The sequence below is a fragment of the Archangium lansingense genome, from assembly GCF_026626635.1.
Classification (GTDB): Bacteria; Myxococcota; Myxococcia; order Myxococcales; family Myxococcaceae; genus Archangium; species Archangium lansingense.
On sequence record NZ_JAPNKA010000001.1, the window covers coordinates 2955361 to 2976372 of the forward strand.

Annotated in this window: 19 protein-coding genes; 12 read left to right on the forward strand and 7 right to left on the reverse strand. The window is 67.3% G+C overall.

What is annotated here, in order from left to right; all coding sequences use genetic code 11:
* Positions 1–5 precede the first annotated feature (5 nt).
* Complete coding sequence (locus tag OV287_RS11755; RefSeq protein ID WP_267534116.1) at positions 6–764, forward strand: alpha/beta fold hydrolase; 759 nt, start codon at positions 6–8, stop codon at positions 762–764.
* 63 nt (positions 765–827) lie between these two features.
* Here the strand turns inward: OV287_RS11755 and OV287_RS11760 are convergent, their stop codons facing one another.
* Complete coding sequence (locus tag OV287_RS11760) at positions 828–1727, reverse strand: LysR family transcriptional regulator (RefSeq protein ID WP_267534117.1); 900 nt, start codon at positions 1725–1727, stop codon at positions 828–830.
* A gap of 163 nt (positions 1728–1890) precedes the next feature.
* On the reverse strand, positions 1891–2190 hold the full coding sequence (locus tag OV287_RS11765; RefSeq protein ID WP_267534118.1) for a hypothetical protein: 300 nt from the start codon (positions 2188–2190) through the stop codon (positions 1891–1893).
* 59 nt (positions 2191–2249) lie between these two features.
* Between OV287_RS11765 and OV287_RS11770 the strand changes: the two genes are divergently transcribed.
* Complete coding sequence (locus OV287_RS11770) at positions 2250–3362, forward strand: MJ1255/VC2487 family glycosyltransferase (RefSeq protein ID WP_267534119.1); 1113 nt, start codon at positions 2250–2252, stop codon at positions 3360–3362.
* A 144-nt stretch (positions 3363–3506) separates the two neighbouring features.
* Here OV287_RS11770 and OV287_RS11775 read toward each other — a convergent pair whose 3' ends face one another.
* Positions 3507–4544 (reverse strand): SDR family NAD(P)-dependent oxidoreductase, encoded by a 1038-nt coding sequence (locus OV287_RS11775; RefSeq protein WP_267534120.1) that lies wholly within the window; start codon positions 4542–4544, stop codon positions 3507–3509.
* Positions 4545–4566: 22 nt separating this feature from the next.
* Positions 4567–5049, reverse strand: coding sequence for a TlpA family protein disulfide reductase (locus OV287_RS11780; protein WP_267534121.1), 483 nt, complete (start codon positions 5047–5049; stop codon positions 4567–4569).
* Positions 5050–5351: 302 nt separating this feature from the next.
* Between OV287_RS11780 and OV287_RS11785 the strand changes: the two genes are divergently transcribed.
* The 4 genes from OV287_RS11785 to OV287_RS11800 all read left to right on the forward strand — a co-directional run bounded on the left by OV287_RS11785 (position 5352) and on the right by OV287_RS11800 (position 9938).
* On the forward strand, positions 5352–6227 hold the full coding sequence (locus OV287_RS11785; RefSeq protein WP_267534122.1) for a hypothetical protein: 876 nt from the start codon (positions 5352–5354) through the stop codon (positions 6225–6227).
* A gap of 29 nt (positions 6228–6256) precedes the next feature.
* On the forward strand, positions 6257–7525 hold the full coding sequence (locus OV287_RS11790; RefSeq protein ID WP_267534123.1) for a choice-of-anchor X domain-containing protein: 1269 nt from the start codon (positions 6257–6259) through the stop codon (positions 7523–7525).
* Between the two features lie 166 nt (positions 7526–7691).
* A complete protein-coding gene (locus tag OV287_RS11795; protein WP_267534124.1) occupies positions 7692–8879 on the forward strand; it encodes an oxygen-binding di-iron domain-containing protein in 1188 nt (395 codons plus the stop codon).
* Between the two features lie 24 nt (positions 8880–8903).
* The gene (locus tag OV287_RS11800; protein ID WP_267534125.1) at positions 8904–9938 is read left to right on the forward strand and encodes a serine/threonine-protein kinase; all 1035 of its coding nucleotides are present in this window, start codon (positions 8904–8906) and stop codon (positions 9936–9938) included.
* Between the two features lie 7 nt (positions 9939–9945).
* Here the strand turns inward: OV287_RS11800 and OV287_RS11805 are convergent, their stop codons facing one another.
* On the reverse strand, positions 9946–13278 hold the full coding sequence (locus tag OV287_RS11805) for a hypothetical protein (protein WP_267534126.1): 3333 nt from the start codon (positions 13276–13278) through the stop codon (positions 9946–9948).
* Between the two features lie 884 nt (positions 13279–14162).
* Between OV287_RS11805 and OV287_RS11810 the strand changes: the two genes are divergently transcribed.
* The 3 genes from OV287_RS11810 to OV287_RS11820 all read left to right on the forward strand — a co-directional run bounded on the left by OV287_RS11810 (position 14163) and on the right by OV287_RS11820 (position 16666).
* The gene (locus tag OV287_RS11810; protein WP_267534127.1) at positions 14163–15404 is read left to right on the forward strand and encodes a transposase; all 1242 of its coding nucleotides are present in this window, start codon (positions 14163–14165) and stop codon (positions 15402–15404) included.
* A 394-nt stretch (positions 15405–15798) separates the two neighbouring features.
* Complete coding sequence (locus OV287_RS11815; RefSeq protein ID WP_267534128.1) at positions 15799–16257, forward strand: hypothetical protein; 459 nt, start codon at positions 15799–15801, stop codon at positions 16255–16257.
* Between the two features lie 265 nt (positions 16258–16522).
* Positions 16523–16666: a hypothetical protein gene (locus OV287_RS11820; RefSeq protein WP_267534129.1), complete on the forward strand. Its 144-nt coding sequence runs from the start codon at positions 16523–16525 to the stop codon at positions 16664–16666.
* A gap of 157 nt (positions 16667–16823) precedes the next feature.
* Here the strand turns inward: OV287_RS11820 and OV287_RS11825 are convergent, their stop codons facing one another.
* Positions 16824–17096 carry a helix-turn-helix domain-containing protein gene (locus OV287_RS11825; protein WP_267534130.1) on the reverse strand — a complete coding sequence of 91 codons (273 nt, stop codon included), beginning with the start codon at positions 17094–17096 and terminating at the stop codon, positions 16824–16826.
* Between the two features lie 105 nt (positions 17097–17201).
* On the opposite strand from OV287_RS11825, the gene OV287_RS11830 reads away from it, so the two are divergent.
* The 3 genes from OV287_RS11830 to OV287_RS11840 all read left to right on the forward strand — a co-directional run bounded on the left by OV287_RS11830 (position 17202) and on the right by OV287_RS11840 (position 19118).
* Positions 17202–17753 carry an OB-fold protein gene (locus OV287_RS11830; RefSeq protein WP_267534131.1) on the forward strand — a complete coding sequence of 184 codons (552 nt, stop codon included), beginning with the start codon at positions 17202–17204 and terminating at the stop codon, positions 17751–17753.
* A gap of 127 nt (positions 17754–17880) precedes the next feature.
* Entirely contained in the window at positions 17881–18678 is a 798-nt protein-coding gene (locus OV287_RS11835; protein ID WP_267534132.1) for a hypothetical protein, read from the forward strand.
* 44 nt (positions 18679–18722) lie between these two features.
* Positions 18723–19118 carry a type II toxin-antitoxin system death-on-curing family toxin gene (locus OV287_RS11840; protein ID WP_267534133.1) on the forward strand — a complete coding sequence of 132 codons (396 nt, stop codon included), beginning with the start codon at positions 18723–18725 and terminating at the stop codon, positions 19116–19118.
* 106 nt (positions 19119–19224) lie between these two features.
* Here the strand turns inward: OV287_RS11840 and OV287_RS11845 are convergent, their stop codons facing one another.
* Positions 19225–21012 (reverse strand): serine/threonine protein kinase, encoded by a 1788-nt coding sequence (locus tag OV287_RS11845; RefSeq protein WP_267534134.1) that lies wholly within the window; start codon positions 21010–21012, stop codon positions 19225–19227.

The window sequence follows — 21012 nt, forward strand, 5'->3', positions numbered from 1 at the left end:
GGAATATGCGTCGGGTCGTTGAGCTGACGGAGATGGGTCGAGGCACGGGTCCACGGGTATTGCTGCTCGCTGGGCTGGGTGCACGGGGCGCGGGCTTCCGGGCTCTGGCCGAGCGGCTCTCCTTCATGGCCCGTCCCGTCCTCGTCGAGTACCCGGAAGGGCGTCATGCTGCCTGTGGGGCAGGAGAGCTGGCGCGTCAGGTGCTGACTGCGGCCGGACAGGTGGATGCGGTGGTGGCCAGCTCCTTCGGGGGCATGGTGGCCGGGCACCTGGCCGCCGCGGGCGCTGTGCGCGGGGTGGCCTTCCTCGGCTCCTTTACCCGGCCCGAGCACCTGGGGCTGCGTGGCCACCTCATCGCCATGATGGGGCCCATTGCTGTCCTGGGACGTCCCGGCCCGCTCACGGCCTGTGTGGCCTCGTGGAAGCGTGTTCCGGCTGAGCAGGTGCCCGAGGTGGTGCCCACCACGACGCTGGAGCGGATGACCACGCTCCATCGGGCTTTTGCCATTCGTGGAGAGCCGCCTCCGCCCGACCTGCGCCGGCTGCCCGTCTCATGCCTGTGCATTCAGGGGGACCGCGACGTGCTGGTGCCTGCCTCCACGATGGCGCGGTTGGCGGCGTCGCTGCCCCCGGGCACGCCTCAGCACCTGCTGCGCGGGGCGGGCCATGTGCCCTACTTCACCCACCCCGCGGAGTGCGCCCGGCTGCTGACGCCCTGGCTGCACGTGCTGGCGCCTGCCTCGGGTATCGAGACCGCCGCCTGAGACGGGGGGCAGACCCTCACCCCAGCCCTCTCCCAGAGGGAGAGGGGGGATGGATTCACGGGGTCAGTGATCTTCGCCCGTGGCCTCGGCGAGCTTGAAGGCCTCGAGCACCGCGGCGGACGAGCGATCCAGGTACTTGCCCTTGCGGATGAGCAGACCGATGGGCCGCGACACCGGACCCTCGGCGAAGGGCTTGGAGACGAGCGATCCCTGCGCCATCTCGGCCGCCACCGTGGCCATGGGGAGGATGGCCACGCCAATGCCCATCTCCACCGCTCGCTTGATGGTCTCGATGTTGTCGATCTCCATCACCGGGTTGATGTCCACGTTCTTCTCGCGGAAGAGCCGGTCCAGCGCCTTGCGCGTGGGGGCCTCGCGATCGAAGGCGATGAAGGGCACGCCCGACAGCGCCGTGAGGCTCACCTTCGACTTGGTGGCGAACGGATGGGTGGGCGAGCACACCACCGCCAGCTTGTCGTCGCGGAACGGGTGGATGTCCACGCCCGCGCGCGGCTGCGGGTACGCCACGATTCCAATCTCCGCCGCCCCCAGAATCACGTCGTCGTAGACCTGATCATTGCGCCGGTAGTTCAGGCGCATGTTCACCTTGGGGTGCGTCTTGAGCAGCTGCTTCTGCACGTTGCGCAGCTCGTGCAGGCCCACGGAGTAGATGGTGGACACCGTCGTGGTGCCCTGCACCTCCGTGGACTGCTCGCGGATCTCGTTCTCCACCTCGGCGAAGCGGGCGAGGATCTCCTTGCACCCGCGGAACAGCCGCTCGCCCGCGGGCGTCGGAGTCACCTGGCGTGCGCTGCGCGACAGGAGCTTCTGCTCATAGCGGTTCTCCAGCGCGCGAATCTGCTGGCTCACCGCCGACTGCGTCACATGGTTGAGCTGCGCGGCCCTCGAGAAGGAGCCCGTCTCCACCACGTCACAAAACATCTTCAAGGATTCAAGCTGCATAAGAGGGGGCCTCTCCTAACCGAAGCCTTATGTCGAGGCTAGAGCTAATTAGCCGCTCTACGCTGCACCGGCAAAAGCACTTACCCCGCTCGCTCGCTCGGCTGCTTGACGGAAGAGGGGCGTGGAGGTGGGAGAGGCGGCCTCCTTGGAGGACGAAGTGTCCTCAGTGGGTGTCCGAGCGCGCCTTCGAGCGCAGCAGCACCACCACGGCGGCACCAAGTGCCAGCAGACCGGAGCCCACGATGACCTGCATGCGGCTGAGCTCCAGGGCGGCCTCTCGCATGAAGCTGCACTCCATCTCGGACAGGCCCGTGCAGTCCGCCGGTGATAGGCGCGTCTTGAGTCCCACACCCAACAGGAAGAGGCCTCCGACGAGGATGCCGCCAGTCAGCCCCAGCAGGGCCGCTCGGGTCAATCCCGCCGCATTCTTCGGGCTCTTGGCGTCCGTTCCCTCGTGTTGCATGGGGGAGACGCTACCGCCGCATGGGCTCGCGCGCCACATCCCGCGTATGCTGCCGCCCCATGCGAATCCTCTACGGTGTCGTTGGTGAAGGTATGGGACACGCCACCCGCTCCCGCGTGCTCCTCGAGGAGCTCAGCAAGGAGCACGAGGTCCACATCGTCGTCTCCGGGCGTGCCAAGGACTACCTGGCCAAGCGCTTCGAGAACGTGCATGGCATCTGGGGCTTCACCATCGCCTATGAGGGCAACTCGGTGAAGAAGTGGCAGACGCTGCTGCAGAACCTCTCCGGGGCCGTCAAGGGCTGGCCGCAGAACGTCCGCCAGTACTTCGAGCTGGTGGAGGAGTTCAAGCCGGACGTCGTGGTGAGCGACTTCGAGAGCTTCAGCTACCTCTTCGCCCGCAACCACCGCCTGCCCGTCATCAGCGTGGACAACATGCAGATCATCAACCGCTGCAAGCATGACCCCGCGCTGCTCGCAGGCTTCGAGGATGACTTCGAGGCCACCAAGGCCCTGGTCAAGTCCAAGCTGCCCGGGAGCTTCCACTACCTCGTCACCACCTTCTTCTACCCGCCCGTCCGCAAGGAGCGCACCACGCTGCTGCCCTCCATCCTGCGGCCGGAGATCCTCTCCGCGAAGTCCGAGCCCGGCGAGCACCTGCTCGTCTACCAGACCTCCACCACCAACGCTCAGTTGCCGGAGATCCTCAAGCAGAGCGGTCTGCCCTGCCACATCTACGGCATGCGCCGCGACATCACCGAGGACGTGCGGGACGGCAACCTCCTCTACCGCCCCTTCAGCGAGAAGGGCTTCATCGATGACCTGCGCACCGCCCGCGCCGTCGTCGCCGGTGGCGGCTACACGCTCATGAGCGAGGCCGTCTACCTCCACAAGCCCATGCTCTCGCTGCCTGTGAAGGGCCAGTTCGAGCAGGTGCTCAACGCTCTCTATTTGGAGAAGCTGGGGTACGGGATGTACGCGCCCGAGCTCACCCTCGAGCGGCTGCGCGACTTCCTCCAGCGCGTACCCTCGTGCCAGGAAGCCCTCAAGGGCTACGAGCAGGACGGGAACGTGAAGATGATCGAAGCGCTGCGCGAGCAGCTCGCCCGCGCCGCCGAGGACAAGGGCCGCTGGTGGGAGGAGCTCGACAAGGGCGAGCCTGGCAAGGCGTGAGCCTCTTGGACTGACGCATCAGCGCGCGGGCCCCGGATGGGTTCATGAGCCGGGGCCCTCATACCCTCACCCCGACCCTCTCCCAGAGGGAGAGGGAGGAGTGGGGAAGGGGGTTGGATGGGTGGTGAGTGGGTGGGGGGCTGCTCAGTGCAGCAGCTCCTCGTTGTTCTTCTGGGCTGCCTGCCTCGTCAGCTTCGTCACCCAGGAGCGCGTGAGCGGCGTCTCGCTGTCCCGGCCCCGGTACCGGTCCGTGTTGCTGTCCTGCGGCATCAGCCGGTTCACGTGCGCCAGCACCGCTGCCGTCAGGTTCGGCGCCAACGTCCTCGCCAGGGCCGCTACCTTTGCCGGCAGGCCCACCAGGAGCTCCGCGTCGCCCCGGCGGCACCCCTCGAGGATCTTCCTCGCCGCCCGCTCCGCACTCATCGACATCCCCGGCAGCGAGTCTCCCAGCACGAACCACGCGTACTCCGCCTCGTGGTCGCCCTTGAAGAACGCGTTGGGCGGGCTCCCCGTGCGCATCAGCGACGGGCACACCGTGGTCACCAGGATGCCGTCCTGCGCCAGCTCCGCCCTCAACCCGTCCGACAGGCCCACCAGCGCGAACTTGCTCGCGCAGTAGGGCACCAGGTGCGGCACGCTCACCTTCCCGCCAATCGACGAGATGTTCACGATGCGCCCCCAGCCTCGCCGCTTCATCTCCGGCAGCACCGCCAGCGTCGTGTAGAGCGGCGCCCAGAAGTGCACGTCCATCGCCTCGTCGAAGTCCTCTTCGGTCATCGACTCCAGCGGGCCCACCTGGATGCCTCCGGCGTTGTTCACCAGCACATCCACCGCGCCGAAGCGGTCGTGCACCTGCGCCACCATCGCCTCCACCTGCACGCGATCACTCACGTCGCAGGGGATGGCCAGCACCTCGCCCCCGTTGCCCTCCAGCTCGTTCCGGGCCCGGGCCAGCTCCACCTCCTCCCGGGCGCTGAGGATGACGCGCGCCCCCTCCGCCAGGAACTGACGGGCCATCACCAGCCCCAGTCCCCGCGAGCCGCCCGTCAGCAACACCGTGCGGCCCTTGAAGCTCACCTTCTCCCGGAACAGCGCCCGGAGCCCCATCACCGCTCCTACTCCCGCGGCGGTCAGAGCCCCGAGCGACAGACGGGAGGCCTCCTTCTTGTTCCGGCCTGCCATGTCATCCCTCGTGCGCGCTGGTTCAGGGCGCAAACGCGCCAGTGGTGGCCTCGGGGCCGGTGATTCGATCCAACAGCCGCCGCAGCTCGGGGTTCGTCGCCGCCTCGCCCGCCACGCGCAGGCGCAGGATTCCGAACGCGTCGTACACCAGGAACGTCGGGACCTCCTCCACCCCGTACGCTTGCTCCATCGAGCCGTCATCCACCGCCACCGGGTGCCGGAAGCCCATCCGCTTCACGATGGCCTCGATGTCATTGGTGTCCAGCGCATGGCCCAGGTCCTCTCCTTCCATGGGGACGTGGACGCCGATGACTTGGAGACCCTTGGGGATGAACTCGTCCAGCAGCGTCTTCACCAGCGGCAGCTGCTCCTGGTTCGTCTTGCTCAGCTCAGACCAGAAGTACAGCAGCGTGGGCCGGCCGCGCAGGTCATGCACGTGCACAGGGGCATTGATCCAACCGCCTTCGGGATCCAACAGCGTCAGGGGCGCATCTATCGAGGACATGGGCAGGGCCTCCTCAATGGGTGAGAGGACGCGATTCAAGCTAGGCATCCGCGCCCCGCGCCCCGGAGGCCTCCTTCCGCCCGTGCTCTCCCCATCCGGTGTGCGCGGCGCCTGCTCTCCCGCTCGGAGCCTGACGCAATGCGTCGAGGAATCCTGGTTTGACACGGTGTGTCGGGAATCTCTTATTTAATGGGAATGAAATGTTTTCGGTTTTTGAGAATGCGCGAGTAGAGTGGCCTTGCCTGACTGGCGGACAGCCAGACGGGTACCCCCTTGGAAGCAAGAGCAGGAGGCGCTCTCTCATGAAGAAGCTTTTGAGCACGGCCATCGTCGCGGCCACCGCCCTGGTGGGCGCGGAGGCATCGGCCACCAACTATTCGCTGTGGATCCACGGCCGTAACGGCGGCAGCACCCAGCGCGGCAACTACGCCGACTTCAGCTACTGGGGTCCGAGCGGCACCGCGGCCGGCATCAACAAGAAGGCCGTGAACTGGAACGGTACGCAGAAGATCTCCGTGGAGAACTTCCGCGTTCGCGACGCGCTGGACTGCTTCTGCACGGGCACCAACTGGTGCTACATCGCCTCGCACAGCGCGGGCAATCTGCAGATCGGCTACGCGCTGTCCATGTACGGCGGCTCCACGCGCAACAAGAAGAACGCCGTCCCCAACGCCTCCGGCGTGTGCGGCGACGCGGGCGGCACCCAGGTGGGTTGGAACATCAAGTGGGTGGACGTGGCCTCGGGCGCTGGCGGCGGCAGCGAGCTGGCCAACTACGGTGACTGGGCGACGAGCGAGCCGCTCACCAGCGACCTGGTGACCTCCACGGCGCGCGCCATGTACAACCACAACACCACGCGCTCCCTGTGGTTCTACATGTTCGCCGGCTCCAGGGGCACGGCCTACTCCGGCGTGCTCCCCGGCCAGGATGACGAGGCCGTGGCCTATCACTCCACCGGCGGTGTCTCCGCGACCGGAGGCTTCTGCAACCCCGGTGACTGGTTCTGCGACGGCACCCTGAACACGGGCACCGCGGCCACCAGCAACGGCAAGGCCAAGTGGAGCTACCACTCGGTGTCGCTGCGTGATGACGGCGAGGCCTACGACCACTACGCCGCCGGCAACTGGGCGGGCATCGTCGGGCCCGTGCGCTCCGACATGGTCACCTACGCCAAGTAGGCCGTTTCTGGCAGCATTGGATGTACCCCATGAATCAGCGCCCTTCCCGCCGTGGCAGATGGCTCCTCTTGCTCGTTCCACTCGTGTTGGGAGTGGGGGGGTTGCTGCTCTCCGTGGGGCTCATCCGTCCCGGGCCGGGTGCGGAGGATTCGTCCGCGTCCGGTCCGGAGTCTCCAGGCATTGCCCAGGCCGAGCCACCGCCTCGCGGGCCAGTACGGCCTTCGCCTGGAGTCCTCGCGCAGCAGCCCGGCCAGCCCGCCCTGTCTCCCGAGGAGGCCGAGCGCGAGGCGCAGCGACAGCTGTGGGAGAAGCGCCTGGCGCGGGCCCGCTTCACCCTGGATTCCTACCGGCAGTCCACGCGCTACCCGCATGACTCGCGGCCCATCTCGGAGCACCCGGACCTGGTGTACCCGTCCTCGCCGGAGCGCAAGCAGTCTCTCGACAAGGAGCAGCGGGACGTCTCGCTGAAGTTGAAGCAGGAGAAGGTCTACGTCGTGGGCGATGAGGTGGTGCGCTTCTTCGTGGGCTGCGAGAACGCGAACACCGGCCAGCCGCTGCCGTGCGAGGTGCACTCGGCGGTAGCCCGCGAGGCCCCGCACATGACGCAGGGCGGGCAGACCGCCCCGGTGCCGCTGGACTTCAACGACACGGGTCGCAATGGCGACGAGGTGGCCGGTGACGGCATGTGGACGGGGAGCTTCCAGCCCTCGCGCCAGGGCTTCGCCATGTTCGAGGGCACGCTGCGTATCGAGTTCCGCGTGCGCGCCGGCAGTACCGAGGGCGGTGCCTTCTTCGACATCGTCTTCACCCCGGCCGCGCCCGCCACCTTCACTGGAAAGGTGCGCGAGGTGGTGGAGCAGGGCTCGCTGCGGCTCTACGTGGGCCTGCAGGTGCGCAAGCCCGGCCGCTACGTGATGGCGGGGCGGCTCGATGACGAGGCGGGTGTTCCGTTCGCGTATGTGGACTTCAACGAGGAGCTGGAGGCCGGCGCCCGCGAGGTGAAGCTCTCCGTCTTCGGGCTGATGATTCACGACAAGAATCCCGACTTCCCCCTCCGGCTGCGCGACGTGGAGGGCTTTCTCCTCCGGGAGCAGGGAGATCCAGACCGCGAGCTGATGAAGGGGCTCTACGGCTACGTGCACGCCACCCAGCAGTACACGGTTGACCGATTCTCCCCCGACGAGTGGACGAGCGAGGAGCGCCAGCGCTACCTGGACGAGTACGCGAAGGACGTGAAGGAAGCCGAGGACGCGCTGAACGACCTGTCCGGGCAGCCGGGGAACCCCAAGGCCCCGTAGACGCCGGCTCCGGCGCACGATTTGCGGTCCAAGGAGAGACGGCCGCGCAGTGGTTGCGTGCTCGGGAGCACGGAGCACTCTGGCTCCCGGTCGGCCCACGCCTTGCTACGGCAGGGGATGTCCCCCTTTTCTCAGGGGCTATCCCCCCCCCGCAGCGAGTGCCCGAATGAGCAGCGTCCAGGCGTCCCCGAATCGAAACATCCCGCCGAGCAACGTTCGTCCGTCCGATAGCCAGACCAACGACTTGCGGCTGGTTCCCGTGGAGATCGCTCCGGACACCTTCTGGGTGGGCAAGAGGGATCCCGGCAGCATCTTCTACTCCAACCCGTACCTGCGCCGCTTCCGGGGCACGGAGCCCAAGACGGGCCGGCCCAACGAGTTCAACCTGCTCATCGACCCGGGCTCGAGCAGTGACTTCTCCACGGTGTCCACCAAGGTGACGTCGCTCATCGGCGGGTTGGATCGGCTGAGCGCCGTCTTCATCAACCACCAGGATCCAGACGTGGGCTCGTCGGCGAGCATCATCTCGGCGCGCTATGCGCCCAAGGCCGGCATCCTCTGCTCCGAGGACACCTGGCGGCTCATCGTCCACCAGAACCTGCCGCGTGGCCGATTCATCGCCACGGAGAAGTTCAGCCACGGGCTCAATGTGCCCACCGGTCACCGGTTGCTGCCGGTACCCTCTCCCTTCTGCCACTTCCGCGGCGCGGTGATGCTCTACGACCCCGAGACGCGAGTGCTCTTCACCGGCGACCTGTTCGGCGGCGTCACGGACGTCAACGCGCAGGGCCTCTGGGCAGATGAGTCCGACTGGACCGGCATCCGCGCCTTCCATCAAATCTACATGCCGGTGAACCTGGCGCTGCAGCGCGTGGTGGCGGTCATCCGCAAGCTGGAGCCGGCGGTGGAGATCATCGCGCCGCAGCACGGACGGCTCATCCGCGGGCCACTCATCCAGACCTTCCTGGACCGGATGGAGAAGCTGCCGGTGGGCCTGGACATCATGGACGAGGCGCAGGATCGCTCGCACCTGCAGGCGTGGAACGTGGTGCTGGAGCGGGTGCTGACGTTGGCGCGCGGCTACCTGGGGGGCTCGGCGGACGAGAAGCTGCTGGGCAGCACGGAGCTGCCGGAGACGGCTCGGATCAAAGACGGCCAGGTGTCCATCCAGCGGTTGGGGCGGTGGACGGTGGAGCACGTGGTGGAGCTGCTGTGCCGCGGCGAGCCGCCGGAGATCTCCGGCCCCATCATGATGGAGGCCACCACGGCTGCTGCCGAGTACAACCTGCCCACGCCGCACCTGGACATCGAGGGCAGTGGTCTGCCCTCCAACGTGTCGCTGCTCGCCGGCTGACGTGGCGCGGGAGGGGATGCCACCGTGACGGACGAGGAGCACGACAGCGGGGTCGCGTACCTGAATCTCGAGGAGGGAGCGGTGGTGGCTCCCCCCCAGGGGCCGGTGCCCGCGCGCGAGTCGCGGGGGAGCGGGCCCGCGCGCACGCTGCTGATGGGCAGCAGTGAGCACCCGCGTCCCGAGGTGGCGGCGGGTCAACCGGCGGTGCGAGGGCTCATTCCGGGGCAGGTGGTGGCCGAGCGCTACCGGGTGGAGCGCTGGCTGGGCTCCGGCGGCAGCGCCATGGTGCACGAGGTGACGGACCTCCCCACTGGCGCGCACCTGGCGCTCAAGGTGCTCTCCGTGCCGGGCGCGGACGCTTCCCAGATTGCCCGCTTCCGCCAGGAGGTGGAGCACGCGCGGGGGCTGGACCATCCCAACATCGTGCGCGTCCACGACGTGGGGGTGGATGGGGACCGGCACTTCCTCACCACGGAGCTGCTGGTGGGCATGGACCTCAAGCGCCGCCTGATGGGCCCTCGCCCCACTCTGGCGGAGGCGTTGCGGTGGCTCACCCATGCGGCGGCCGCGCTGGAGCACGCACACGGACGGGGCGTGCTGCACCGTGACGTCAAGCCGGGCAACCTCTTCCTCACGAAGCCGGGCATCCTCAAGCTGATGGACTTCGGGCTCGCCAAGAGCACGCATGTGGCGGGTGTGACGGCGCAGGGCGCGGTGCTCGGCACTCCCGAGTACATGGCGCCCGAGCAGATCTCCGGTGCACACCCTGTGTCGCCCGCGACCGATCTCTACTCGCTGGGCGTGGTGGCGTATGAGCTGCTCACCGGGCAGCTCCCCTTCCGCCATCCGCAGCCGGTGCCGCTCATGTTCCTGCACGTGCAGCAGCAACCCACGCCGCCGCGCACGCTCAACCCGAGCCTGCCCGAGCCCTTCGAGCGCGTGGTGCTCAAGCTGATGCAGAAGCACCCGGAGCAGCGCTACCCGGATGCCGCCGCGCTGCGCGGGGACCTGGCCCGACTGTGGCCCCTCGCGCTTCCGCCGAAAGCGGTGTCCAGGTAGAGGCGGGCTACTCGTTCGCGGTGACGGTGGCGTAGGCAGCCGTACGGACGGCGGCGACCGGATGCTGACGCAGGGCTCGCAGGCGGCGGGCCGCGTCCTCGCGCCAGTTCAAGCGCTGCCCGGCCACGGAGACGAGCACCACCGCGGTGAGCGGCAGCTCGGAGCCCACCTGGTCCGCGAGCTCCAGCAGTGTCTCGGGAGTCCACTCGGCGCTGGGGTCCACCACCTGAGTGGCCACGGCAGTAGCGAGGGATGGAGCGAAGAGAGGCTCCTCCCGTGTCTCCGCCGCCAGCTCATGCAGCACCTCCGAGGCGGCTCGGGCCTCGCGCCACTCCAGGCTGGCCAGCCGGAGTGCGGCGCTCTCGGGCCACAGCGAGGCGTCCCGGGCGAGCACCCGCGCAACCTCGTCGAGGTGTGTCCTCAGGCGTAGGCGGACCGGTCGGGGCAACCCGAGCAGCACCCGGTGGAGCCCCTTCAGGCGTTGGCGTGCGGGGACGTCCCGCTCGGGAGTGGCGTCGGGGGCCGGGGGCGCGGAAACGAGCTGGGAGGTGCAGGCCACCACCTGCTCGAAGGCCTTTCCCTCGCGTGTGGCCTCCACCAACGCCCGCGCGGCCTCGAGCCATTCGGCGCCACCCGAGAGCTCCAGCACGCGCCCGGCCGACTCTCGTGCCACCTGCTCCTCCACTCCGGAGGACCAGCCTGGGAGCACTGTGAAGGCCTGCCGGCGCACGGTGAGCTCCGGGTGGCGGGACACCTCGAGGACGAGCGCCGCATAGCGGGGGCGGACCTCCAGGGGCAGCTGCCCGGGGTGCACCTCGAGGAGGCTCGCGGCCACGTAGGCGTCCGGGCTCCGAGCCATGCTCTCCAGCAGCTCCCAGGCGGCGGGCTCATCGAGGAGCTGGCGCGCGGCGTGGCCCACGGCGATGCGCACGTCCCGGTGGAGGTTGGGCTTGTCCCACTGCTGGCGCAGCAGGGCCATGCTGCGCGTGGAGCGGAAGGTGCCGAGCAGCCTCAGGGCCTCCTTGTGCACCGTCACCTTGAGCTTCTCGCGGGAGAGCAGCGCGCCGAGCGTGGAGGCCAACGTGTCGGGGGAGACGAGCTTCGCCACGCGGGGCACTGCGTACATGGCCACCCGGGCCCGGTCTCCGTCGAGGTGATCCAACAGCAGGGGCAGCGCCGGCTCCGGTCTGTCCAGCCACGCGAGCGCCCCGAGCGCGGCCTCCACCGTGGTCACATCCTGCGACTCGAGGAAGGGCGTGAGGGTGTCTACCTCCACCACCTGCAAACGGGGGAGGATGTGCACCACGCTCATTCGCTCCCAGGCGCTGCGCTCGGTGTCCCGGGCCACGAGCAGCAGCAGGTCTCGGAAGCGGAGCTGCTGGCGCGGCAGCCAGCGATGGAAGCCGCCGCGGGCCGGGGGCACCCAGCCCGTCTTCCCCGTACTGTAGCGCCCCCGCAGGCGCCGCCCCTGGAGGAAGGGATCCAACCACTCCTGGCGGCGCCGGTGGAGGTGCTCGAAGACGATGGCCTGGGTGACGGTGGTCTCGTCGCGCTCCAACAGCTTGCGCACCCGGAGGTCTCTCGTGCGCGGCGCGGCGAGCCAGAGCTGGATGGCCTGCTGCGCGAGCCAATCGGGCGTAGCCTGGGTGATGGGCTCGAGCATCGCCTGGAGCATGTCCACGTTCCACGCCCGCCGGCCGAGTGCCTGGGTGAGCGTGAGGATGAGGCCGTAGCTCTCCCTCTCGCTGGCGGCGCGAATCATCGGGAGCAGGGCCGAGAAGAGGTGGTGCTCGGTGCCGCGCGGCAGGTCGCGCTCCAGCGGGGGCAGAGCAATGGTTCCAGACTGGCCGGCCAGTCGCTTCAGCGTGTCGAGGGCGAAGCGGAAGAAGGGGCTCTCGGGCGTGGTGGCGTGGGTGCGGATGAGCCGGAAGGCCAGCTCCTGCAGAGCGATCTGCGTGCCGCGCGAGGTGTCCCTTGCCTCGACGACGTACGTCACCAGTGACTCGAGGGCGGGGATGTGCCCGGGCTCGAAGACGGACGGGGGCACCTGGGCGAGCGCGCTCAGGGCCGCCTGGCGCACCGGGTCCTGCTCATTCTTCAGCCGGGAGAGGTACGTGAGCGTCTCCGTCAGGCCCCGGCGGGACAAGCCCGTGCTGGACACCAGCAGCGAGAGCGCCCGGGCCCGGTCCTCCGCCTTGCTGGCGAAGGCTGCCTTCTGGAGGGGCTCGCGCGCGTGCTCGATGGTGCGTAGGGCGTGCATGGCGAGCTGCTGGTCTCGGTTCTCCTGCACCTCGCGCAGGCCGAGCTGGCGCGCGGCCTCGGCATCCCGTAGGGCATGAGGGAGGACCTGGAGCAGGGCCCCGGGGTGCAAGCGGGGCGGTGTTCCCTCGAAGGCGTGGGCGAAGAGGCCGGCGCGCTGGGTGGGGGGCAGGGCCTCCAGGAAGCGGGCGAGCTGGAGGGGGGAGTCCGCGAGGGCCCTCGCGAGGTCAAGCTGTTGGGCGTGGGAGAAGAAGCGGAGCTGGCGCAGCAGGCCGGCCGTCATCTCCTGGGGGAACCGCGCTGAGCGATAGGCGGGACGGTTGAGGAGCGCGAAGAGCTGCTCGGGGTGGTTGCGCGTGAGCCGCGGCAGTGTGTCCTGCACGAAGAGCGGGAGCACATCTGGAGGCGCGAAGTCGCGCACGAGGACGAGCACGGCCTCGCCATGGGAGAGCGTCAGCTCGGCCAGCGCAACGCGGTAGATGGAGAAGAGGGTGACGCGCTCGCGCTCCGGGGCGCGTGTGAGGCGCGCGCGGATGAAGTCCAGCACCGCGTCCGGGTGACAGTGCACCAGCGTGCGCCAGGCGCGGAACGTGTGCTCGAGCTCGGGCAGCAGGCGGCGCACCGAGTCCGCGTCCAGGGCGGTGAGAAGCAGGGCTGCCTCCGCGGCGCCGTGCCGGGTGAGGACGAGGGGGAGGAGCCGGGCCGCGAGCACGTTCCTTCGGGCCAGCGCCACGCCCTTGAGGACCCGGCGGCGGACAAAGGGGGCCAGCTCCGGGAGGACGCGCTCGAGGGCCGCATCGTCCTGGATGGCGCTGCCAGCCAGGGCGGCGGCCTGGCCGCGCACGAGGCAGGACGGGTGGGTGAGGCCTCGCAGGATGAGGGATTCGTCGCGTGCGCCATGGGCCAGCTCGAGCGCCAGGCTCGCCTCATAGGCCGTGCCGGACAGGAGTTCGTCCATGAGCTGTCTCAGCTCGGGGCTGCCCCGGCCATCGCGCCCCAGTTTGGCGACCCGGGCCAGGCGTGCTCCATGGCTCGACGAGTCCAGCTCCGACAGCAGCGCTTTACGCGACGGTACCTGCATGGTGCTCCCTCCCTGGGGCCGGCGACGTCAATCCCCTTCAGGAAAGTGACCGAAGGGGATGAATGTTCCCTCTCCCTTCGGGAGAGGGTCAGGGTGAGGGTATCCGAACCCGTGCTTCAACCCGTGGCCCTCAGTGTGGGCTGGGGGTTCAACCCAGGTTCACTTCGACCTTACCCATTTCTTCTGAGGGCCCTTGAGCGCGGACGCAGAAACAGACCGTCCGCGGTGTCTTTAATCGGGACTCTGTAACTACCTGTAGCGTCGTGTTTCTTGCGTAACCTCACGAGGCTGGCAGGTTCACCAACGCCGTGGTGAACCACCTGCTTCTTGAGTTCCGTCTTCCGCGTCGTGTGGCCCCGACACCTGCCGTGTCGCTGCGAGGCCCGGACACCGCTCATTCAGTGCCCGCGCCAGTGCGCGCCAGGGCGTCCACCCCGGGCCTGCTGGAAGGCACGTGCGCGCGCTCTTCTGCGCAGCGCCGTGCAGTCTCTCGAGGCAGTGCGGTGCGTGATGTCGGCAACATGGCTTCCGCACCGGCGTTTGATCACTACCCGCCATTGACGTTGAGCGCGGCGATCCCATCTTCGGGGACTGCTTGCGCCGCGCTACCGCGTGAGTGGGGCGAGGTGGCCTGAGCGACGAGTTTGCCGCACGGCAAACCGGGCCGGAGAGCCCGACACCAAGGAGGTGCAGCCGAAGGAGACGGGAAAGAAAAAAGGCCGAGCCCTGGAAGGCCGGCCCTCATTCCGGGAGGCGGAGCTGCTGGAACAGCCCTGCTTCCCTTCAATGCTGGAACGGGCACTGGAATGCCACGCTCCTGTCCTTGCTAGGGGACACAGGAAACGTAGGCACCACCGGCGCACGTGTCCAGCGTCGGGAGAGGTGTGCCTCGCGAGAAGTCCATCGCCGAGCGTTTCGACGCTTACGTGGAGAAGGTGGGCGGGCGGCTGTACAAGCCGAACCGCCGCTTTCTGCGCGAGGCCCTCTTCGGGCTGATGGAGAAGAAGAGCGTCCTTCTCTCCCAAATCGGCCGGGCCCTGAAGGAGCCGAGCCGCCTCATCCACACGGAGAAGCGCCTCTCGCGCAACCTCGGCAACGAGCGCTACGACGACAGGGCGGTGGAGCAGGACTACCTGAAGCTCGTCGCTCCCATTCTTCGGGACGAGCGCTTCCCACGGCCCACCATCGCCGTGGACATCACCGACATCACCAAACCACGCGCGAGGAAGATGCCGTACCTGGCCCGAGTCCTTGATGGCTCCACGAAGGAGGTGGGGGATGGTTACGACATCATCTCCCTCGAGGCCGTGGGCGTGCGCGGACGACGTCTGCCGCTGCTGTCCCGGCTCTTCTCAACGGAGTCGCCCGAGTACAAGAGTCAGAATGCCACGGTGTTCGACGCCATCGCGACGGTGCGAAACCACGTGCCGGACAACGCCTTCTGGGCCTTCGACAGCGGCTTCGACGGTGGCACCTTCTTCATGAAGATGAAGGAAATGGGCGTGGACTTCGCCGTGCGTCTGCGCCTCGAGGGCAACAGCCGTACCCTCTTCACTCCCGAGGGGAAGACGAATGTGAAGGGGCTGGTGGAGAGCACACCGCGCCTGTACTTCCACCGGCCTCGTGGCACCAAGAAGCAAAACTGGCTCCTCCAGGTGGGGTGGGTGAGCAACGTGCACCTTCAGCAGCAGCACCCTTCCTCCAACAAGCAAACGGGCAAGCCAGGCGCAAAGCCCTACTCCCTCGTCACCGTCAGCGGCGGCGCGTTGGGGCAAGAGCCGCTCGCCATCCTCACCACGTTGGAGGTGAAGACGGCCGACGACGCACGGCGCGTGGCGAACATCTACCTGGACAGGTGGGGGATTGAGGAGGCCAACCGCTTCACCAAGCAGGGCTTCGACTTGGAGGACGTGCGCGCCCTCACGTGGACGGGGCTCAAGCGCATGGTGCAGCTCGTGCTTCTCGCCTACGGCTTCCTCGCGCTGCTGGTGCACGGGCCTCGCAAGCAGGTGGAGCGCATTTCCTCCAGCTTCAAGGCTTTTGGGCCGGTGCCCGAGTACCTCTACTACCGGCTGCTTGAGGGCATCGGGGGCCTCCTCCGGGACACCATGGACGGAGGGCCGTAATTCAGCCCTACAGCTTCAGGTGGGTGACTCTGCTACCTGCGCAGTCCACAGGGAACGATGTTTCTTGTTGGCGAAAGAAGGACACCGGGACTGCGCGCTGATATGCCGAGTGCTGGAACCAGCATGCCCAAGGGTTCCAGGTGTTTACGCGCTCGCCCTGGTTGATGGGGGTGCGCGAGGGCGTCACTCCGGAGGCGATATGCGAATGCGGAGGAGAATCGTGCCAGTGCATGGTGACCACCCAGGGGTATCAATGGGGCCTGGGCATAACGCGGCGCATCACGGCACGGGAGGGCAGGACGACAGTCTGCGCATTTCCCAGGACCAAGCCGAAGTTGGCACCCCCGCGCTGACCACGTTGACGAGTTGGCAGGGGGCGGGTAGATCAGAGAGTGTGAACTCGCCTACTGCCCTGGCTGCCATAGATGCACTCCTTTCGGAGAAGCGCCGGGCCCGTGAAACCCTTGATGCGGATATCGCGGCGCTCGAGCGCTCGCGAGAGCTGCTCGCCGGGGTTCTTCTTCCGTCCCGCCCTGCGGAAAGCGTGTTGGTCTCTGGCGCCGTGTCGTCTGATGCCGCAACCTCGCCCCCCATCGCTCCGGGGGCCTGGCACGAAGCCGCGCTCGCGGTGTTCAACGATGGGAAGACGCACACCACGGCTGAAGTCTACGATGCGGCGAAGGCGGTGGTTGGGCCGGAGTTGGGCTACTCCGCCGTCGCAAGTTGGTTGAATCGAATGGCTGGTGATCGGGGGGTACTGCAGAAAGACGGTCGCGGAGAGTTCAGCCGCCCTCTTCCTCCTCCCCGTGTGAAGGCCGAGAAGACCTCGGAGGAAGGCACGGCCGCCGCCTAGGGCGCGCCACTTTCGATACATTCAACGGGGTATAGCCCCGAAAAAACTTCGGCCGGGAACCACGGGATGAACCCATGGTCCGGCCGTTCGACGGGAACTAACACGGAACCCGCCATTACCTCGTGGGGACGAGTAATGGCGACAGTACGTGTTGCACTGCCTGTCGTCAACCGCAGGCCCTGTCTGGCCAGCGCGGAGAGGGTGCCTCCGTGTCAACTCCCTGGCTCGCATGAGTGCGAGTACGGGGCACACGAAAGGAGCCCACATGAACAGCTACATCGAGTGCAACTGTAAGCGCTCTGCGTACATCACGACTCGCTCTGGCAAGCGGATTTATGCCAAGAGCATCGGCAAGACGTGCTTCGTCCTGCACGCGCGCAACTGCCCCAATCGGCGGCGTTGCGCCTAGAACATAGGTGCAGCAAGCGGCGGCCCGAAGCTATCTACGCTTCGGGCCGTCTGCTTTTTTGGGCATCTCGGAGTGGGCTCCTGAGCAGTGTCGCAGTCCGTGTCCGGCTTGGCCTTTCACGCCCGAGACTATGAGACTCCGCCCGCCCTGGCGTGCCTCATGTGCGCGGCTTGAGGACCTGCACCACATCCACCTCGAAGCCATCGCAAAGGCGCGCGAGCGTCGTAAAGGTGAGGTTCACGTCCTCGCCCTCTACGCGCTGAAAGAGGCGTGTCGTCATGCCACAGCGGTGTGCGGCCTCCTCCTGCGTCCAGCCCTTGACCTCGCGCAGGTGCCGCACGGAAGCGGCCAGCCGCGCCTGTAGGTCACGGTAGGCGGCGCTCTCGTACTGCTCCGCCCGTTCGGGTCGGCGTTGGCGGGGCCGCGGCATCTTGCGACCGACCGTAGGAGCGTCTACAACGGGCGGGCCACGTCGCTAGCGTCGTGCCGCTAGCGTCGTAAACGTGGCGCAGGCATCCATCCCTGGGGAACTCACATGGCGCTGGTGAAGTGCAAACAGTGCGGTAACGAGGTGGCGACCAACGCAGCGGCCTGCCCGAAGTGCGGAGCACCGCCGCCTCGACGTGCCTCCATCGGCAAGAAGGTGGCCATCGCGCTGGCGGGCCTCTTCGGCCTGTGCTTCTTCGGCACGTGCATCTCGTCGCTGTCGAATGGAGGTAACCGCGGCAGCGCGTCGGCAACTCGGACGAGTGCCAGGTCCACTCAGCCCGCGACGCCGGTGGATATCCGCACCCTCCTCGGCGAGTACAGCGGCAACGAGGTGCGCGCGGATGCCAACTACAAGGGCCGCATCATCCAGACGACGGGCATCGTCCGTGACGTGAAGCGGGACATCGTCGACAGCATCTACGTGACCCTGGGCACTGGCCAGCAGCTCGAGATTCCTGTGGTGCAGTGCCTCTTCGACGAAGTCCACGCCAAGAAGGCGGCTTCTCTCTCCTCGGGAGCGCGCGTCACCGTCCGCGGCCGGGTGGATGGGCTGCTGATGAACGTCGTCGTGCGGGAGTGTGAGTTCGTCGGACTGTAGCCGACGCCAAGAAGGAGGTGGGCCGCTCTCTCTTTGTTGCCCACTTATCGGGGTTGCGAGGCAAAGAGGGCCATAGCCGCAAAGTGCGCTCTGTCAAGCAGAGCCGGCTCTGTGGTACTGAAGGCACGTGAGCACGAAGCTGCGCGTCATATGGGATGGTGCTACGCCCGGACTAGCAGACGGGCGGCTCAGCCTTGCTGCATTCGGCGCCGCGCTTCAGGCTCTGCTCAAGGCCACGCGTAACGTCGCTGCGGAGCACGTCGCCAAGGCAGTGGGGGAGACACTCGACACAACAAGGGCGACCAAGCGTAGCTTGGTTGACCTGCAGCTGAGTGCGTACAAGACCGGCTCGGCAGATGTGACGCTCGACATTGTACCGCTCCCATCGAAGCACTCCGTTCCACTCTTCATGGACGACGTCGCAAAAAGCGTCGTCCACGAGTTGTTCGCCAGCATTCGAGAGGAAAGCCAAGGCCGCAGGCGCAATAAGTGGGTGTATGAATTCCTCAGCAAACTCCCCGATGGGTTGGAGTCGCAAAGCTACTCCATCATTCATAACGGCATGGAGGAGGATCGACTCGAATTTCAGAAGATGACGTTGGCAGAGCCCGTCATCGACATGCCGCAGCTCCTGAAAGTGATGGGATTGGTGGTCGGAGTCACCTTCGGCGAGCCGCTCCGGTACGAGGTTCGTTTCGCGCCCTACGAAGGGCAGATCCTTTCGCTAGCTGCTACAGCGGAACTCGTCGAGCAGGCTGTGTCGCTGCGTAATCAAGCAGCGGAGGCAATGACCCTGACAGGCGACAATCCGCGGCTGCTCTGGATTCGTTCTGCTGACGTGCCGAGCCCCATGATGACGGCCGAGGAGCGTGAGGACCACATCTTCCGCAAGTGGGAGGAACTGCTGCGGAGGCTGTCGCAATGAATGAGCCCTGCCCGTGGGACTCTCTGTGTACCTTGGACCGGCTGATGGCTCTGCATGAACGTGGCATCCGCGAGCACCCCGGCCTTCCAGGAGTGAGGGAGCTGGGCTGCCCGGAGGGCACCTTGGGCGCAGCGTGGAACGGGATGGTGTTTTTCCCGGGCCAAGCGGAACGAGAGGGGGATGATCTGCTCCTCTTCGCCGCCTACATCCTGTTCTACTTCGCCAAGAAACAGTGCTTCGTTGATGGCAACAAGAGAGTCGCCTGGGCAGCCATGTGTGAGGTTTTAGCCCACGAGAAACTCGACGTCGACGTGCCGCCCGACGTGGCCGAGCAGTTCGTAAAGGACATCGCCAACAACCAAGTCACTCGAATCGAACAGGTGAGAACCTGGATCGTAAAGCACCTTTGCGGCTTGGTGCGCCTGCCCCCAGCGCACTAACCACAGAGAGTCGTGAACATGATGGCCTCGTGTTGCCGTAGAGCCTTCGAGCCACTCGTTGCAGGCGGCGCTGCCTGGGGTCCTCTCTCCGGGAGATAGAAGAGCGCTAAGGCCAGCGCCAGACGGCGCTCACCGGTAGCTCCCGGTTCAGCACGGCAGCCCCTTCCTTAGAGCCTTCATGCTTGGGCACGCGCCCGAACTTGTCGCCCAGCACGAAGCACACGGGGTACTTCCGTCCATCCGGTAACTCGGCCAGGGTGTAACGGCCCATGACGGCCGGGCGCTCCACATCCGCAGCGACGTCGTAGATGCCGGGGCCAGTCCAGAGCCGGCCGTGTAGCAGCGTCCCCTCGGGCAGGTTGCCATCGCCCTCCACGAGGCGGCCGATGACGGGGCCATCCTGGTAGACACCCACCTCGCTCATGTCGCCGGGCTGGTTCATGTCCACGACGGCCCGAAGGCGACTGCCAGTCCGAACCTTCAACTCCTGGAACATGGCCTCGGTCGCCTCCTTGGGGCAGTCGGTGGACTCCGGGGGTTTCACCTGGGCGGCGGGGCAGCCGATGCCGGAGACAGCGCACAGCCAAGCGGCGAGGAAACTCGAGGGGGTGGAGCGCGAAGAGGTGGACACAGGTGGGCTTCCTTTTTCGGGGCCAGACCAAGGCAGCAGCGCCTCGGGTGGGGGGGCGAGTGTGGAGTGCACCAGCCACAAGGCAAGGCCGAGCACGGTCAGGCCCGCGAGCAGGAACAGGGGCCGCCTTGCGCGCCGCGGACCGCCCGGCGCAGTAGGGGTTGTCTGCTCCGACTCCTCCTGGCTCTCTTCCTCCTTGGGTGGCTGAGCCTCCACCGGGGCCTCGCGCGCTGGCTCCGGCGGCTGGGCCGGCCGTTCCGCCACCTCCTGAGATAGTGGCTCCGCCGGGCTATCCTCAACGGCGAAGAGAGGCACCTTCCAGGCGGGGGACTGCCTCACCCTCTCGACGGCCGTCTCCAGAGCCTGGAGCACAGCGTCTGTATCCGGGTACCGGTCCTCAGGCCGTTTCTCCAGCAGCTTCAGGGTGATGTCACTGAGGGCGCGCGGTGCCAGGGGGTTGAGGACGTGTGGGGCGGTTGGAGGGACGCTGGCGATGGCGGCCAGAAGCTCCTTGTCTGGTAGCTCGGGGTCGAAAGGGTGGAGGTCCGTGAGCCCCTGGTAGAGCAACACCCCCAGTGCGTACAAATCCGCGGCCACGCCCCCCTGGAAGGGCTCGCCCCGTTTCCACGCCTCGGTGCGCGTGTAGGCCAGGAGTTCGGGCGGCAACAGGTGCAGGACGCCCTCGGGCAGGCCCAGCGTCTTCGTCAGGGCTCCCGGCAGGCGCACGGTACCGAAGTCGATGAGGAAGGGCCTGCCGTCCTCCCGGCGGATGAGGATGTTCTCCGCCTTCAAGTCCCGGTGGTACACGCTGCGTGCGTGCAGCACGCCCACGGTGCGCACTACGGCGGAGAAGGTGTCCACCAGCCCGGCGGCGTGAGGGGGCTTGCGCCAGCGCCACTGGTGCCAGGTATCCCCGTCCACGTAGTCGGTGATGATGAAGGCGTAGCCCTTGGTGGGGTTGGGCCAGAAGTCCACCGCGTACACGCGCAGCAGGTTGGGATGGGTGGCGTAGGTGAAGAGGGCCGCGGCCTCGTGCGCCAGCCGCCGATAGGCGCTCTTCTCCTCCACGTACTGCTCTTCGGTGAGTTCCTCCTTGGACTGGGTGAGGGGGAGCAGCGCCATCTTCATGGAGTAGGGGCGGCCGTCGCGCTCCACCTTGAAGACGCGGGAGGAACCTCCACGGCCCAGCACCTGGACAATGTGCCAGGGCCCCACCACGTGGCCGGGTTGAAGGTGGTCCGGGTGCAGGGCTTCCATCGTCAT